The organism is Chryseobacterium sp. POL2 (assembly GCF_011058315.1).
Taxonomy (GTDB): Bacteria; Bacteroidota; Bacteroidia; order Flavobacteriales; family Weeksellaceae; genus Soonwooa.
The window spans coordinates 2,582,800-2,598,561 of sequence record NZ_CP049298.1 but is presented as its reverse complement, the minus strand read 5'-3'; the positions used below and the strand labels follow the sequence as shown (position 1 = coordinate 2,598,561).

The 15,762-nt window shown below is 39.7% G+C and carries 14 protein-coding genes; all 14 read right to left on the bottom strand.

Annotation, left to right across the window (positions count from 1 at the left end; genetic code table 11):
- On the bottom strand, window positions 1–1,512 hold the full coding sequence (locus G6R40_RS12015; RefSeq protein ID WP_228455857.1) for an oligosaccharide flippase family protein: 1,512 nt from the start codon (window positions 1,510–1,512) through the stop codon (window positions 1–3).
- 53 nt (window positions 1,513–1,565) lie between these two features.
- The gene (locus G6R40_RS12010) at window positions 1,566–3,887 is read right to left on the bottom strand and encodes a GumC family protein (RefSeq protein ID WP_165135818.1); all 2,322 of its coding nucleotides are present in this window, start codon (window positions 3,885–3,887) and stop codon (window positions 1,566–1,568) included.
- A gap of 5 nt (window positions 3,888–3,892) precedes the next feature.
- A complete protein-coding gene (locus G6R40_RS12005) occupies window positions 3,893–4,690 on the bottom strand; it encodes a polysaccharide biosynthesis/export family protein (protein ID WP_165135816.1) in 798 nt (265 codons plus the stop codon).
- Window positions 4,691–4,714: 24 nt separating this feature from the next.
- Window positions 4,715–5,335 carry a porin family protein gene (locus G6R40_RS12000; protein ID WP_165135814.1) on the bottom strand — a complete coding sequence of 207 codons (621 nt, stop codon included), beginning with the start codon at window positions 5,333–5,335 and terminating at the stop codon, window positions 4,715–4,717.
- Between the two features lie 332 nt (window positions 5,336–5,667).
- Complete coding sequence (locus G6R40_RS11995) at window positions 5,668–6,426, bottom strand: enoyl-CoA hydratase/isomerase family protein (protein ID WP_165135812.1); 759 nt, start codon at window positions 6,424–6,426, stop codon at window positions 5,668–5,670.
- Between the two features lie 122 nt (window positions 6,427–6,548).
- Complete coding sequence (paaZ, locus tag G6R40_RS11990; protein ID WP_165135810.1) at window positions 6,549–8,597, bottom strand: phenylacetic acid degradation bifunctional protein PaaZ; 2,049 nt, start codon at window positions 8,595–8,597, stop codon at window positions 6,549–6,551.
- 82 nt (window positions 8,598–8,679) lie between these two features.
- Window positions 8,680–9,885, bottom strand: coding sequence for a 3-oxoadipyl-CoA thiolase (pcaF, locus tag G6R40_RS11985; RefSeq protein WP_165135808.1), 1,206 nt, complete (start codon window positions 9,883–9,885; stop codon window positions 8,680–8,682).
- Window positions 9,886–9,943: 58 nt separating this feature from the next.
- On the bottom strand, window positions 9,944–11,101 hold the full coding sequence (locus tag G6R40_RS11980) for a 3-hydroxyacyl-CoA dehydrogenase NAD-binding domain-containing protein (protein ID WP_165135806.1): 1,158 nt from the start codon (window positions 11,099–11,101) through the stop codon (window positions 9,944–9,946).
- Window positions 11,102–11,218: 117 nt separating this feature from the next.
- On the bottom strand, window positions 11,219–11,707 hold the full coding sequence (gene paaD / locus G6R40_RS11975; protein WP_165135804.1) for a 1,2-phenylacetyl-CoA epoxidase subunit PaaD: 489 nt from the start codon (window positions 11,705–11,707) through the stop codon (window positions 11,219–11,221).
- Window positions 11,708–11,756: 49 nt separating this feature from the next.
- Window positions 11,757–12,518: a 1,2-phenylacetyl-CoA epoxidase subunit PaaC gene (paaC, locus tag G6R40_RS11970; RefSeq protein ID WP_165135802.1), complete on the bottom strand. Its 762-nt coding sequence runs from the start codon at window positions 12,516–12,518 to the stop codon at window positions 11,757–11,759.
- A gap of 133 nt (window positions 12,519–12,651) precedes the next feature.
- Window positions 12,652–12,939 (bottom strand): 1,2-phenylacetyl-CoA epoxidase subunit PaaB, encoded by a 288-nt coding sequence (paaB, locus tag G6R40_RS11965; protein ID WP_165135801.1) that lies wholly within the window; start codon window positions 12,937–12,939, stop codon window positions 12,652–12,654.
- Between the two features lie 62 nt (window positions 12,940–13,001).
- Window positions 13,002–13,943, bottom strand: a complete 942-nt coding sequence (paaA, locus tag G6R40_RS11960; RefSeq protein ID WP_165135800.1) for a 1,2-phenylacetyl-CoA epoxidase subunit PaaA — start codon at window positions 13,941–13,943, stop codon at window positions 13,002–13,004.
- Between the two features lie 146 nt (window positions 13,944–14,089).
- Window positions 14,090–15,172 carry a 1,2-phenylacetyl-CoA epoxidase subunit PaaE gene (gene paaE, locus G6R40_RS11955; RefSeq protein WP_165135799.1) on the bottom strand — a complete coding sequence of 361 codons (1,083 nt, stop codon included), beginning with the start codon at window positions 15,170–15,172 and terminating at the stop codon, window positions 14,090–14,092.
- Window positions 15,173–15,177: 5 nt separating this feature from the next.
- On the bottom strand, window positions 15,178–15,762 hold the full coding sequence (locus tag G6R40_RS11950; protein ID WP_165135798.1) for a TetR/AcrR family transcriptional regulator: 585 nt from the start codon (window positions 15,760–15,762) through the stop codon (window positions 15,178–15,180).

The following is a 15,762-nucleotide window of genomic DNA, read 5'->3' as shown; positions in this document are numbered from 1 at the left end:
TTAAAAACTTATTTTTTTCATTATATAGGCTCTTTCTGACCTCATTAATCCTACTGTCCAAATTATTAATAATATTGCTATTATAATTACTATAGTACTTAATAGCATCAAAAAGAATGCTGCTAACTCAAAATTAAAATTTAATTTTACAAAATATAATAATGCCAAAGTCAAACCACTTACTCCACTTATTGGTAATATAACTTCTTTTAAGTAGTCTGTAACTTTTAAACTTATCATGTTTTTTAGAAAGAGTACCCTAAAGATTAATGCAATTAGAGAATTAACAATCAATACATAATATACAGCGTTAGGGTCAGGATTAATTTTGAAAACCAACCATATAATAGGAAGAGTTAAAAATATAAAACTACCAATAATGATTTGGTACCATTTTATTTTCCCTGTGGCTTGTGCACCGACCATCAAAGGGTTAGAAATGGTTTCAATTAAAGAATAAATCAACGCCAATTGAATAAACTGAATAGCATAAGTAGGTACTTTACCTAACCATAATTGCATGATATAATCTATATTATAAAGAAATGGCACAACGATTATAAACATCGCAAAAAATGAATACTTCGAGCTTTTAAATATCAAATTCAATGAGGTATCTATTTCTCCTTTCGCATATTTTTTGGTAATTTGTGGATTGAGTGCTGTTTGAAAATTACTGACAAAACTCCCTATAATACCTTGTACCATTAGTGTCAAGCTATAAGCTGCATTCGCAATAGGTCCAAAGAAAAGATTGAGTAAAATATTACTTCCTTGCCCTCGTGCAATAGCAGCAATATTCCCAAAAAGATTCCATCCAGAATAGCTTAATAATTCTTTATAATAACTTTTATCATAATAGAATTCATATTCGGATTCCTTAAAATATTTTTTACAATAAATTTTATACAGCATGCGGATAAGAAAGGAGACAACAAAGGTGAGTACGGCATACAATATCAATTTATCATTACCAAACCTAACCAAAATCAATACAGTAACAAGTTTCAGCACAGACTCCAATATACTCATATAGGCATACACATTCATATGCTCGCGCGCAATCAACAGGGCATTGTAAGGAACTTGTATAACACCCAAGATAAATGTGAAAATAGAAAACTGATACACCCAATTAGCAGCATACATACGCTCCGCAGGGATATTTAGTTGATAGTTAACAAACCATAGCCCTATAGTCTCAGCCAATACCAAAATAATTGCTGCTATAAGAATATGGATATTAAGTGTTGCATTAAAGGTTTTTTTTAATCTCTCACAATCGCCTTTACCAATATCAAAAGACAAATAGCGCTGGGTAGCAGCAGACATAGCAGAATTAAGAAAAGAAAACATGCTAACGATACCGCCAACCAGTCCATAGATTCCATAATCTTCTACACCTAATGCTTGCAATACCAATCTGGAGGTATATAGCCCGACGCCCATTGTAAGAAACATACGGAAGTACAAAAACAGGGTGTTTTTAGCTATGGTTTTATTGCTAGACAAATTAAAATGAGTTTATTACTATATAAAAGTAAAGCCTTAAGAAAGTACAAGGATTATTTCTTAAAAAATGCCTTTTTCGATTCCACATGATAATACCCATAGCCATACTTATTCCCATAACGGGAAAACTCTGGCTTTACGCTATTGAGTACAAAAGAGAGCTTGTCAATATGATGTTCTTTTCTAAAATCATCAGCAAAATGCATCATACTCTTTTCTGTATAACCCGCTTTAGCAACATACAAAATGACATCCGACAAATCAACAAGATGGATAGTATCCGACACCAGCATAACAGGGGCCGAGTCCAGGATGATGTATTGATAATGTACCTTTAGTGTATCAATCATCTCATCAAACTTAGCCATATCCAACAAGTCATTAGGATTAGGGGCTTTGGCACCACTAAACATCACATCCAAATGCTCCGATAAGCCAGAAGAGAAAATATATGCATCAGCTTGTGCATCATTCGAGATAAGATAATCCGTTAATCCCAATTTTTGTCTCGGTACAAAACGATGCAACTGGGGATTCCTTATATCTGCCCCTATAATCAACACCTTAGAACTACCTGCCAGACTCATCGCCAGATTCATAGATAGCGTAGTCTTGCCCTCCCCTTTTACCGAGGAAGTAACAAGGATAACAGCAGCATCATCCGTCGTTTTTCTAGTCTTTAAAATATACTTTAGGTTAGAAGACAATATTCTAAAAGATTCAGCAAACATAGAGAAATCATTAGCACCTACCAAAACCGCATCGGCCTTACTCTCGGGTATTTCACCAATCAAGGTGGCATTATCCACAAGATTAAGTATATCGGCCTTGCTATACACCTTAGTATCCATTAAGCCTCGCACAACCACAAAGCCTAGCGCCAAGACAAAACCCAGCAAGGTAGAACCCCAGATAATCAACTGTCCCTTTGGCGCCACAACACCAGAGGTATAGGGCGGATTGATAACCTTCGCCTTAGGCAATGCCACAGCTAAGTTAATGGCATTTTCTTCTCGTTTTTGCAACAAAAAGAGATACAAGGCTTCTTTTAAATTTTGTTGACGGTCAATACTTCGGAAAACTTTCTCCTGCGTGGGATAACGGTCAATCTTGCCTTTATCCTGGTTGATATCACCCTGCAAACGAGAGATATTATCTTGCAAGCTACGACGCACATCGGCAAGATTCCCACGGATAGCATCCTTCAAAATACCAATCTGCTTGTTCATCTCGATAACAGCAGGATTGGCATTAGTGGCCTGTTTTAGCACACGATTGCGCGTAAGCACCAAGTCATTATACTGGCTAATCTGCGCATCGATAGCACCCGACAAACCCAAACCAGTAGGCAAAAGGCTTTGGCCTCCTGCATTGGCCAATTGATATACAGAACTTACCAAATCCAACTGCGTGGCATAGCCCAAAACTTCTTTGGTATTAGCATTAACATTCGTAAGGGCAAGCTGTGCCTGCGTAGCGAGATCCGTAATTTGGTAGTCGCGCTTGACACCTTCTTTTTGATTTTCAATGCCCGCTAGCTCATCAGTGATAATCTGCAAACGTCTATCAATAAAATCAGCGGTAAACTGCGACTCCTGGTTCTTATCTTTAATCCCTTCATCATTATAAACTTTTACAAGTTCAGCCAAGATTGCTTCAGATTTCTTATAAGTAGGACTCACCATGTTGATGTCCATCAACAGGCTTTTGTAAATTCTAACATTGAGAGCCCCTTCTAATCCCGAAACAACATATTTGGGATTCGTGAAGACGACTTTGATATGATGAACAGCCTGCGAAATCGGCTGCTTTTCAAAAATAACACTTCCAAATCCTAAATCAACCAAGCTACCAAACTGATACGTCTTAAGATGGCTGCCATCTACTGAGGACAAGCTAAAACTATTCCCCGTACCAGAATCCAAAATAAAACTAGCACCCCCAAATTGATCAGGATTCTTTAGACTAACAACCTCTGCGCGTATGGGTAACTCATCATAATATTCAACCTCCTTAATTTTTCCAACAGAATAGTATTTAACATTAAGATTAAGGTTTTTAACGACTTTCCCCAAGATAGGTTTCGAAACCATAACAACAGTTTCAGCGTCCAACTCATCATTAGAAAATCCCACACCCAGATTCTTAAGATCATTAAGAGCCTGCGTGGAAGGTTTAGGCGAAGCCTGCTCAAATTTTAAAGTAGTCTTGCTAAAATATTGTGGCTGTGCATAGCGCATGTAGATCTTGGCACCAGCATAAAACAATAAAGGTAGAACAATAAACAAAGGCCAAAACTTTAATGCCTTACGGAACTCCTTTTCTAGGTCTAGTCTATGTTTAGTTTGTTTCGTTTGCGTATCCAATAACTCCATGACGCTTATTTAAATCTAATGAGTAAACCGATGGTTGCGAGTAATATAGCACCAATCTGAAAATACAAACCTTTGTTAGGATTGTTATTAGCAATAATCTGCTTATTCTTATCCGGCTCAACATAAACAATATCATTTTGTTGAAGATAATAATACGGCGAATTAACGATATTAGATTCAGACAAGTTCAGAGCAACAACCTCATCTTTTTTTAAGACCTCAGAATAACGGATGAGCTTAACATTGGTACGGTCACCACCATCGGTCATATCGCCTGCCAAAGCGAGAGCTTGGAAAATAGTAAGACGCTCTGTACTGCTCGTCTTTTGACCTGGGCTTTTCACCTCTCCAAGAATGCTAACATTGAAGTTAACCAGCTTTATGCTGACCAGCGGATCGGTAAGATAGGTTTTTAAACGGCTTTCAAGATCGGTTTTTAATTGTTGCTTGGTCATGCCTATACAGAAAACCTGCCCCAGAACGGGCATCGTAATAAAACCATCAGCACTTACGACATATTCATTAGCCTTGGCAATACCTCCTGTGGATTTATCAACACCACTATTGGTCTGCTCCATCGTACTAAGGTTAAAAGGCTTCACAGCAATATCATCGTAGGCAGACACCAGAATATCCAAAACATCACCTTCTTGGAGGCGCAGTCCATGATAGCGCGCTTCGGAAACCTCTTGTTCAAAATTATGATTCTTCATATAAACCATATTCTCTTTTGGCTTACACGAAACAATAACACCGAACGCCACGATAAGCATCCAAAATAAGACCCTTTGTACCTTCTTCATTCCAAATTTCTGATTAAAAGCTGATTATTCAGTTTTAATATAATAATTAACGCCGATACCTAATAATCGATTATAAGTATTAGACTTATGGGTATAGTCTGGATAAATTTTGCTGAAGCCTCTGTCAAAACGGATAAAAGCTTCCATATTGTCGGAAAGTTTCAAACCTGCTCCTACTGACAATCCAAATCCAAAACTATTAATCTTCTTTTCTTGATCAACAAACATAGGATAAACTTCTGGGCCTTTGCGATCATGCGACACAAGATACTCCAAACGTGGACCCGCTATAAGAAACACGTCACGCTTCATATTACCTTTATGAAAAAAGTATTTGATATAAATAGGCAAGCCGATATAATGATTAGGAAATTGCTGCTTACCCTGCTCAGGTTCTGCATTTTCTCCTTGCATACTAAACTCCAACTGAGGCATTAAATAAAGCCAGGCAGAGTCAAAAACATCATTCTCCACCAAAGCAAATTGAGCAAAAACGCCAACGCCGCCGCCCCAGGAAGGCTTAGAAACATCATGAATGTTTACAATACTACTTCTATGAACATTCCCTGTGACCCCCATTTTATAACTTTGGGCTGACAACATTCCTATACAAAACAAAAAAAGTATTCCTACAACTCTTTTCATAGTTTATTTCTTAATTATTTGACGAAAGTAAGAATTTTTTCGCGAATATAAACTAATAATTTTTCATATCCCTCATTTCCCATGCCACCTCAAGCACCTCCCATACGCATGATTCCGCAATATCTCACCCAAGAATTTTTAACATATTTTTTTATAGACTCGGATATCCAGCAGTGTCCACAAACACACGCCCCAATCTCCAATCTCCAATCTCCAATCTCTAGTCTCCAGTCCCTAGTCTCCAATCTCCAATCTCCCGTCTCCAATCCCTAGTCTCCAGTCCCCAATCTCCCGTCTCCAATCTCTAGTCCCCAGTCCCTAGTCTCCAATCCCTAACTCTTACTTTTAAACTGATTAATCGCATTCACCGTAAACGCTGACAATACCAGTTGTCCGCTAACAGCAGCACGTTCCGTCAAGAGCTGATCCCAATGTTCTGTGCCTTTCCAGAAGATTTCTTTTAGTTGGAACATGGCTTGGGGATTAGACTTCGCTAATTTGTTTGCTAGAATTTCAATTTCGGCATCCATTTCTTCCGTTGTTTCGTACACGTCTTGGAACATATTTTTCTCGCGCGCCCACTCCGCCGAATAAAACTCAGTGGCATTGATTGCCAATTGTGCGAAAGCGGCCGTTCCGATTTTCTTTTCTACAACAGGACCGATGACGAAAGGGCCAATCCCGACTGCTAATTCGCTGAGCTTAACCGCGGCATTTTCTGTAGCAAAGGTATAGTCCGCAGCGCAGGCAATACCAACGCCACCACCTACGGCTTTACCATGAATCCTTGCGATAATCAGCTTTGGTGATTTTCGCATCGCATTGATAACATTGGAGAATCCTGAGAAAAATGCTTTCCCTGTTTCGAAATCTTTGATTGAGATTAACTCATCAAAAGATGCACCTGCGCAGAAAGCCTTTTCACCAAAGCTTTTTAAAACAATGACGTTGACCTCTTTATCTTTTCCTAAATTGTCAATTTCCTCAGCCAAACTTCTAAGTTGGCTTCCTGGCATTGAGTTGCTTTGTGGATGGAAAAACTCGATTGTCCCTATGCCGTTTTCTATATTTGATTTTACGTATGCTTCCATAATTTATTTTGAATTTTTAATTGACTGACAACTTTTGCAGCCCGGCCTGAGTGGAGCTCTTTTTGTGTAGCAAAGCGGAACAAAAAAGCGGGAACGGAGGACGGAAATAGCTGCCCAAAAAATTAGTCTTGATGTAACATTTTTACCATGGTTAAAATTGTAGCGATAGCAACGGTTTCGCCAGTTTCGTCATAGATATCGACCAACCAACGCACAATGCCTTTCGCCACGTCGTTGTCGTCCTTTTTCTCTTGTGTTATTTTTTCTTTACAAGTGAAACGAACGCCAATTGTAGAACCTGGATAAACGGGCTTCACAAAACGACATTCGTCCAATCCGTAGTTTAATAATACGGGACCTTTCTTGGCTTGAACAAATAAGCCCGCCGCTTTTGACAACAGATAATAGCCATGTGCCACATTGCGCTCGAAGATGGTACCTTCCAAAGATGTCGCATCCACATGCGCGTAAAAATTATCCCCAGACAAGGCCGCAAAAGCATTGATGTCCGATTGTTGAAGTGTATGTTTTGCGGTAATTAGAGTATCACCGACTTTTATTTCTTCGAAATATTTAGCGAAAGGATGTTTGTCATCTTCGATATAATCCGCGCCGTATTGGTATTGTTGCGTAACGGCCGTCAATGTGTTAGGAGAGCCTTGCACCGCTGTACGTTGCATATAATGCATCACACCACGCTTGCCGCCCATCTCTTCGCCGCCACCTGCGCGACCTGGACCACCATGAACCAATAAAGGCAATGGCGAACCGTGACCTGTAGATTCTTTGATACACTCGGCATCCAAAACAACAATACGTCCATGAAGTGATCCTGCATTCAGTACAAATTCTGTTGCGATATCGTTATCCGAAGTAACTATTGAACACACCAATGAGCCTTTACCCATACGAACTAATTCAACCGCTTCAGCCATTCCGTTGTAAGGAATAATGGTAGAAACTGGGCCAAATGCTTCGATATTGTGAACATCCGTTTTGTTGAACGGATCCTTGTTTAAAAATAAAATAGGTGAAATAAATGCGCCTTTGTTTTTATCCGCTCCTTTCACTTCGAAATTATCTAAGTTTCCGAAAACAATCTCTTGAGATTTGGCAAGTTCTTCAACTTTCTCACGAACTTCTTTAACTTGCGCAGCACCAGCTAACGCGCCCATACGGACACCTTCAACATTGGGATCACCGATTGTTGTCGTTGCTAAACGTTGTCCTAAAGCAATCTGAACGTCTTCTACCAAATTAGCTGGAACAATAGCACGACGCACCGCTGTACATTTTTGACCCGCTTTGGTGGTCATTTCGCGCGTTACTTCTTTAATGAAAATATCAAATTCTACAGAACCAGGCTTCACATCTTCGCCAAGAACACAAGCATTAAGAGAATCGGCTTCCAAGTTGAAAGGAACACCTTCCGAAGTAATTCTTGGATGCGCTTTTAACATTTGACCTGTCGAAGCAGAACCTGTAAACGTTACCACATCTTCGGACTCAACACATTCTAAAATTCCGTTAGCCGAACCTGTAATTAATTGCAGCGCACCTTCAGGTAAAATATTAGATTCGATAATCGCGCGCACAACGGCTTCCGTTAAAAAGGAAGTGATGGTTGCGGGTTTAACAATCGCTGGAACGCCTGCTAAAAAGTTAACCGCAATTTTTTCTAACATGCCCCACACTGGAAAATTGAATGCATTGATATGAATGGCAACACCGCGCTTCGGGGTCATAATATGTGTCCCGATAAACGTTCCGTTCTTGGATAACTTATGCGTTTCTCCTTCTACATAAAAAGGCTGATCGCCAAACTGACGGCGCAAAGAGGCATTAGCAAAAAGGTTACCAATACCGCCTTCGATGTCCACCCAAGAATCTGCACGCGTTGCTCCTGTTGCCCAAGAAATGCTATAAAACTCTTCCTTGCGCTCCATAAGATATAAGGCTAGTTTTTTTAGCATCAAACCTCTTTCTTGGAATGTCATTTTGCGAAGTTTTGGACCACCAACTGTACGTGCATAATCCATCATCGCCCCGAAATCCAATCCTGCCGATGAAGCGGTTGCAATCTCATCTCCTGTAATGGCGTTATATAACATCTGCCCTTCGGAAGACCCTTTGGTCCATTGCCCTAAAGCATAATTTTTTAGTTGCATCATTTTATATAGATTTTTTTAGACAATTAGATAATAGACCGATAGATGATAAACTGTACTGATGTCTCTTTTCTATTCGTCTGATTTAAACTTTTTCAATAATTACGGCGAAACCTTGTCCAAGACCTACACACATCGTTGCCAAAGCATATTTTTTATTTTGGTTATGAAGTTCATACATAGCGGAGTTTAGGATTCTTGCGCCACTCATCCCTAGTGGATGTCCTAATGCAATCGCACCGCCATTGGGGTTGATGCGCGGATCATCATCGGCAAGCCCCCAAGCTCTGATGCATGCTAAACCTTGTGCGGCAAAAGCTTCATTCAGTTCAATAATATCAATATCATTAAAACTAAGACCAGCTTTTTTCAATGCTAATTCTGCGGCTTTCACAGGGCCAATCCCCATGATTCTTGGTTCTACACCAACCACAGCACTTGACACAATTCTGGCTTTGGGCATCAAACCAAATTCTTTAATCGCTTGTTCTGAAGCCAAAAGATTAACTGCTGCACCGTCATTAAGTCCAGAAGCATTACCTGCCGTAACCGTTCCATCTTTTTTGAAAGCTGTTCTCAATTGAGCAAGACCTTCTAAAGTGGTATCGTTTTTAGCAAATTCGTCTTTATCAAAAATCAAATCATCCGCTTTTCTTTGTGGAATATTAACCGTAACAATCTCTTGCGCCAATCTCCCATTTTCTTGTGCTGCCTTGGTTTTCATTTGAGAATTAAAGGCAAATAGATCTTGATCTTCACGCGAAATATTATCACGTGCTGCCAGGTTTTCTGCTGTTTCGCCCATGGCATCTACACCATACATTTCTTTCATTTTGGGGTTGACAAATCGCCACCCGAAAGTTGTGTCATAAATTTTAGCATCGCCACCAAAAGGGTTTTCGGATTTTGAAATGACCAAAGGCCCACGCGTCATATTTTCCACGCCGCCAGAAATCATCAAATCGGCATCACCAACCTGAATAGCTCTCGAAGCATTAATCGCTGCAGACAATCCAGAAGCACAAAGTCGGTTCACCGTCTCGCCAGGAACATGATAATCCAAGCCAGAAAGCAAACCCGCCATTCTTGCGACGTTTCTGTTATCTTCGCCAGCTTGATTGGCGCAACCTAAAACAACATCATAAATCCTCTTTTGGTCGATATTTGGATTACGTTCCAACAATTTTTTTATAACAAAAGCAGCCATATCGTCGGGACGCATTGAGGCTAAGCTTCCTTTTAGTTTTCCGATTGGCGTACGCACACCATCAATTAGATATACTTGATTCATTTTTTTAGATATTAGACATCAGATTTTAGATTTAATATTTGAATCTAAATCATTAAAATTAATTATAAAAATTTTTGTTTTCTTTTACCAAACGACGGATAACTGGACTGCATCGGTAACGGTCTTCGTGGTATAAATTATACAAAGCATCCAATTCTTTTTCTAAGTTTTCTAAACCAAATTCGTCTGCCCAAGCCAAAAGACCTTTGGGATAATTAACACCTTTGGTCATCGCTATATCGATATCTTTTACCGAAGCAATATTCAGATAATAAGCATCGGCCGCTTCGTTCATCAACATCACAAGAATTCTTTTAAAGATACTTTCCAATAAAGCAGAATCTGTAGTAGGCTGTGGCTGAATGGCATTTTCCGAATAGTCATAAAAGCCACGTCCCGATTTTCTTCCATAAAAACCAGCTTCAAACAAACGTTTTTGAGTAAATGAAGGTTTGAATTTTGGATCATAGAAAAATTCTTTGAAAACACTTTCGGTTACACGATAATTAACATCGTGCCCAATAAAATCCATCAACTGAAAAGGTCCCATCCTGAATCCTCCAAGACTGGTCATTGCAAAATCGATCGTCGCACAATCCGCAACGCCTTCTTCCAAGATTCGGATTGCTTCGCCGTAGAAAGGTCTGGCTACACGGTTGACAATAAAACCAGGCGTGTCTTTCGCTATTGCAGGCAGTTTTTTCCAAGTTTCGACTAATTCTTTCGTTTTTAAAACCAAATCAGAGTCCGTTTGCACAGCCGGGATAATTTCGACCAAAGCCATCAAAGGTGCTGGATTAAAAAAATGAATCCCAATCACACGACGAGGATTCTGGCAAGATGCCGCTATAGAAGCCATGGATAAAGAAGAGGTATTACTCGCCAAGATACAATCCTGACTTACCAAAGCTTCTAATTTTTGAAACAACTCTTTTTTAATCTCAAGATCTTCGATAATGGCTTCAATAATAAGTTCGGAATTCGCCAAATCTTTCAGCTCATTAACCAAACGGATATTATTAAAATAAATGCCAGCCTCTTCATAAGACATTTTGCCTTTTTGGGCTAGCTTTTGGAAAGTCGCTTCAAGATTGGCACCTGCTTTTTCTAATGCAAGGGGATTGCTATCATAAAGAGAAACCTGGTTACCTGCACTTGCAATAACTTGCGCAATTCCGCTTCCCATAGCACCACTTCCTACAATTCCTATTTTCATTCTTTAGATATTAGATGTTAGACATCAGATATTAGATTTTTATTTGTTTAATTTTTAACGCAAAGAGCGCAAAGTTTTCATTGTCAAATTAATTTATCAACACATCGTCAAACTGAGTTAATGACATTTAAAATAATCAAAAGGTTCTCGACAATCTTCGCATTGATACAAAGCTTTGCAAGCTGTTGACCCAAACTGACTAATCAAAGATGTATGCGTCGATCCGCAATGTGGGCAAGCGACCTCATCGGGCTTTGCAAACAAATCATCTTGATTGGTTTTGGAATATACAGGCGGTGCAATACCATAAGCTTTCAGCTTCTCTTTGGCTTCATCGGTCATCCAAGCTGTCGTCCACGCAGGACTCAATCGGTTGGTGATTTTTATGTTTTCAAAGCCCTTTTCAGCAAGCTTTAATCGAATAGACATGTTAATCATAGATGTTGCTGGACAACCAGAATAGGTTGGCGTTACAACAACCTCGACGTCTGCACCATCCCAAATAACATCACGAACAATTCCCAAATCTAATATATTGAGAACGGGCACTTCAGGATCTTGTACTTCTCCTAAATATTGCCAAATATCTTGTTCTGTGATTGTCATTTCTTCTTTAATTATGTTTACGAATCTACTCCGATGGGGTTCAATAAGTTTACCATTCCATCCCTGGATACATGCGTTGCATATATTGCATTTCGGCCAATATATATCCCAAAGCTTCGGTATGTTCACCATTTTTGCCCCCTGTTAAGACGCGGGATTTTGAAACATCAACAGATAAAGTCGCTTCATCTAAAACCGCATTAACGCGAGTCATCCATTTCTCTTGCAATAAGCGAATATCTGGTATTTGCCCAGCTTCTATCAATTCTAGCTCCCAAGAGGTTGGAATAAACATTTCGTCTGTATAATCGATAAAGTCCTGAACCGACTTCTGAATTTTAGCATGACTTTCTTCGGTGCCATCTCCAAGACGAATGATCCACTCGCCACTCCATTTGGCATGATAAGTTGCTTCTTTAAGAGATTTTTCGGCGATAGAAGCTATATTAATATCTGATGAATTCTTCAACTCACTTAGCAACAAAACATGGTAAACATCAAAATAGAACTGACGTGCAATAGTATCACCGAAATGGCCATTAGGCCGTTCTACTAACAATAGATTTCTAAATTCTCTTTCGTTGCGGAGAAAAGCCAAATCATCTTCGGTCTTTCCTTCTCCCTGAAATTCTGCCGCATATTGGTAATAATGAGAAGCTTCTCCCAAAAGATCCAAAGCGATATTGGACAAAGCAATATCTTGCTCCAATACGGGACCTTTGCCACACCACTCTGACAGACGTTGTCCCAAAATCATGCTGGTGTCTGCAAGCTGTAGCAGGTAAGCGATTGTATTATTATTTGTTGTCATTTATACTTAATTTTTGTTATCAAATCAGCCGTAGATTTGAAGCACGTGTGAAGTTCGTCCAAAGTACGTGTGAAATTCAAGTCTAGGCGTACTTTTTTAAAGCCTTACCCATGCAGGTTTGCAAAGACTCTTTTTACATATTTTTGATTTCCTCCGGAACGTGATAAAAAGTCGGGTGTCTGTAGACTTTATCTTCCGAGGGTTCATAAAAAGCACCAGCATCATCTGGACTAGAAGCCGTAATATGCTTGGACTCTACCACCCAAATACTTACACCTTCCAATCGTCTTGTGTAAACATCTCTTGCGTTTTGGATAGCCATCTCCGCATCTGCAGCATGAAGACTTCCTACGTGTTTGTGATCTAAACCTTGGCGGCTTCTAATGAAAACTTCCCAAAGTGGCCATTCTTTATTTTGCATAATATTGTTAGATTTGAGACAAAAAGACTAGAGATAATAGACTTTAATCTTTGTACTTATTTTTAAACTGTTTTTCTTTTTCTTTTTTCGTGATAAGCTGTAGCAGCATCTCTCACCCAAGCGCCTTCGTCAAAAGCTGTACGGCGTGTGTCCAATCTTTCTTTGTTGCACATGCCATTACCTTTCACCACTTTCCAGAACTCGTCCCAGTCGATTTCACCGAATTCATAATGGCCGGTTTCTTCATTAAACCTAAGCTCTGGATCTGGAATTGTCAAACCTAAATATTCGGCTTGAGGAACTGTCATATCAACGAAACGTTGTCTTAATTCGTCATTGGTAAAACGTTTGATTCTCCAGTTCATCGAAGTCTCGGTATTTCCAGATTCCGCATCACGAGGTCCAAACATCATCAAAGTTGGCCACCACCAACGGTTGAAGGCATCTTGCGCCATTGCTTTTTGCGCTGGCGTGCCTTGTGCTAGTTTCATCATCAACTCGTAGCCTTGCCTTTGGTGAAAGGATTCTTCTTTACAAATCCTTACCATGGCTCTGGCATAAGGGCCGTAAGATGCTCTACACAAAGGCACTTGGTTAAGGATGGCAGCGCCATCTACCAGCCAGCCAATAGCGCCCATATCTGCCCATGTTAAAGTGGGATAGTTGAAGATACTAGAATATTTGGCTTTGCCTGAGTGCAGATCTGCCAACATTTGATCGCGAGAAACGCCTAAGGTTTCGGCAGCACAATACAGATATAAGCCGTGTCCTCCTTCGTCTTGGACTTTTGCTAAAAGTATCTTTTTACGATTAAGGCTCGGTGCACGTGTAATCCAATTGGCTTCGGGTAACATCCCGACAATCTCGGAATGGGCGTGTTGCGATATCTGACGAATCAAGGTTTTGCGATATGCATCGGGCATCCAATCTTTTGGCTCGATGCGAATTTCTTTGTCTATTTTGCTTTGGAAATGTTGTTCCAAATTGATTTCTGTTGTGTCCATAAGTTATAATTTAACAGAAGTTGTACAGCTTGGTTGTTGCAGCCCGACTTGAGCGGAAATCCTTTTTGGAGATGCCCGAGCGAAAGCGAAGATATCTCCAAAAAGATTGGGAGCGGAAGGCGGATACAGCTGCCATAATTTTTATTTTATTTAATATCGAAATTAACAACGACTTCTTCCGAACGTGGATGCGCCTGGCAGGACAAAATAAATCCTGCATCCAGCTCGTCTTGTTCTAGCGAGTAGTTGATATCCATCTCTACTTCTCCCTTTTCTAGCTTGCACTTACATGTTGCACAAACGCCACCTTTACATGCAAAAGGAAGGTCTGCTCCATTTTGTAAAGCGGCATCGAGAATTGTCTGTCCATGATAAGCCAAGTCCAAATTGAGCGCTGATGCATCCAGCTTAACAGTGACTTTGCTGTATTGATCATCTGCATGATTAACTGCCTGTGCATGTTCTTTCTTCTTTTGCTCGGATGTTGCGCTGTAGAATAACTCGAAGTGAATTTTCTTAGCGTCAACACCTGCGTTTTTCAGCGTATCTCTCACACTAAGGATCATCTCTTCTGGCCCACACAAAAAGACCTCATCTATTGTATTTGCTGGAATGATGTTATCCAAAAACAGTTGCGCTTTTTCTGCATTGATTCTTCCAGCTAACAAGTCGGCATCTGCAATCTCACGACTTAGAATATGATAAACACTAAGACGCTCCATATAGATATTTTTGAGCGCTTCAATGTCCTCTTTGAAAATGATATTGGCTTTGTTACGATTGCCATACACTAACACAAATTGGCTATTAGGTTCGTTTTTTAGCACCGATTTTATAATCGACATTACGGGTGTAATACCACTTCCTGCTGCAAAAGCGACATAAGTCTTTTCATGGTCAGAATTTAGTGTTGTAAAAAAAGTACCTTGTGGCGTCATGACTTCCAACACATCACCTTCTTTTGCTGCGTCGTTGATGTAAGTGGAAAAAGCGCCATCAGCAATCTTCTTCACCGCCACTTTTAATTCGTTTTCACAAGGGCTGGCACAAATGGAATAAGAGCGTCTAATTTCTTCACCATTGCTTTGACCTTTGAAGGTTAAATATTGACCTTGTGTGAATTTGAAAGTGTCTTTTAAGTCCTCCGGCACGTCAAAACTCACCGACACACATTCTGGCGTTTCGCGTTTTATTTTTTTGATTTTAAGAGGATGAAAAGTTGTTGACATTATAATTAAATATTAATTCCGTTAAGTAATATAGTTGAAAGCTCTTCTTCCAACTCGTCGGCGCTGATGTTACGGCTTGGCTTGTACCAAAGCTCTATCCAGCGCAATGATGATAAAATCGTGAACAAAGCGACAGAAACATTGATGGTTTTGAATTCGCTTGTTTCCATCCCTTGTTCCAAAACATTTGCAAAACTTCTTTCGTAAGATTTTCTGATGCTTTTGTATTCTTGTTTTTTCTCGTCACGAAGGTATTTCCAATCGTTATTGGCTACCGAAACCGCTGCGGCATCGTTTATTATTAATTCGACGTGAAGTTTTATAATCATTTTCAGTTTGTCCTGAAAACTTTCTTCCAAAGCTTCAATCTCGGACAATTGTGTGGTATAAGCATCTGCAATTTTAAAACAAATCAGTTCTAAAATCTCATCTTTTGATTTGATGTGATTGTACATTGATGCCGCTTCCATACCTACTTTTTCGGCAATATCACGCATACCCGTTCCTCCAAAACCCCGATCTTTAAAAAGCTTCGCAGCCTCTGTGAGTATGAGTTCTTTTTTATTTATTTTAGTTCTTAGCGGAGCCAT

Coding starts and splice junctions, on each gene's coding strand:
- G6R40_RS12000 (WP_165135814.1), bottom strand. CDS start 5,335: ATGAAAAGAGTTGTAGGAATACTTTTTTTGTTTTGTATAGGAATGTTG.
- G6R40_RS11980 (WP_165135806.1), bottom strand. CDS start 11,101: ATGAAAATAGGAATTGTAGGAAGTGGTGCTATGGGAAGCGGAATTGCG.
- paaZ (WP_165135810.1), bottom strand. CDS start 8,597: ATGATGCAACTAAAAAATTATGCTTTAGGGCAATGGACCAAAGGGTCT.
- G6R40_RS11995 (WP_165135812.1), bottom strand. CDS start 6,426: ATGGAAGCATACGTAAAATCAAATATAGAAAACGGCATAGGGACAATC.
- G6R40_RS12005 (WP_165135816.1), bottom strand. CDS start 4,690: ATGAAGAAGGTACAAAGGGTCTTATTTTGGATGCTTATCGTGGCGTTC.
- paaD (WP_165135804.1), bottom strand. CDS start 11,707: ATGACAATCACAGAACAAGATATTTGGCAATATTTAGGAGAAGTACAA.
- pcaF (WP_165135808.1), bottom strand. CDS start 9,885: ATGAATCAAGTATATCTAATTGATGGTGTGCGTACGCCAATCGGAAAA.
- paaA (WP_165135800.1), bottom strand. CDS start 13,943: ATGGACACAACAGAAATCAATTTGGAACAACATTTCCAAAGCAAAATA.
- paaC (WP_165135802.1), bottom strand. CDS start 12,518: ATGACAACAAATAATAATACAATCGCTTACCTGCTACAGCTTGCAGAC.
- G6R40_RS11950 (WP_165135798.1), bottom strand. CDS start 15,762: ATGGCTCCGCTAAGAACTAAAATAAATAAAAAAGAACTCATACTCACA.
- G6R40_RS12010 (WP_165135818.1), bottom strand. CDS start 3,887: ATGGAGTTATTGGATACGCAAACGAAACAAACTAAACATAGACTAGAC.
- paaE (WP_165135799.1), bottom strand. CDS start 15,172: ATGTCAACAACTTTTCATCCTCTTAAAATCAAAAAAATAAAACGCGAA.
- paaB (WP_165135801.1), bottom strand. CDS start 12,939: ATGCAAAATAAAGAATGGCCACTTTGGGAAGTTTTCATTAGAAGCCGC.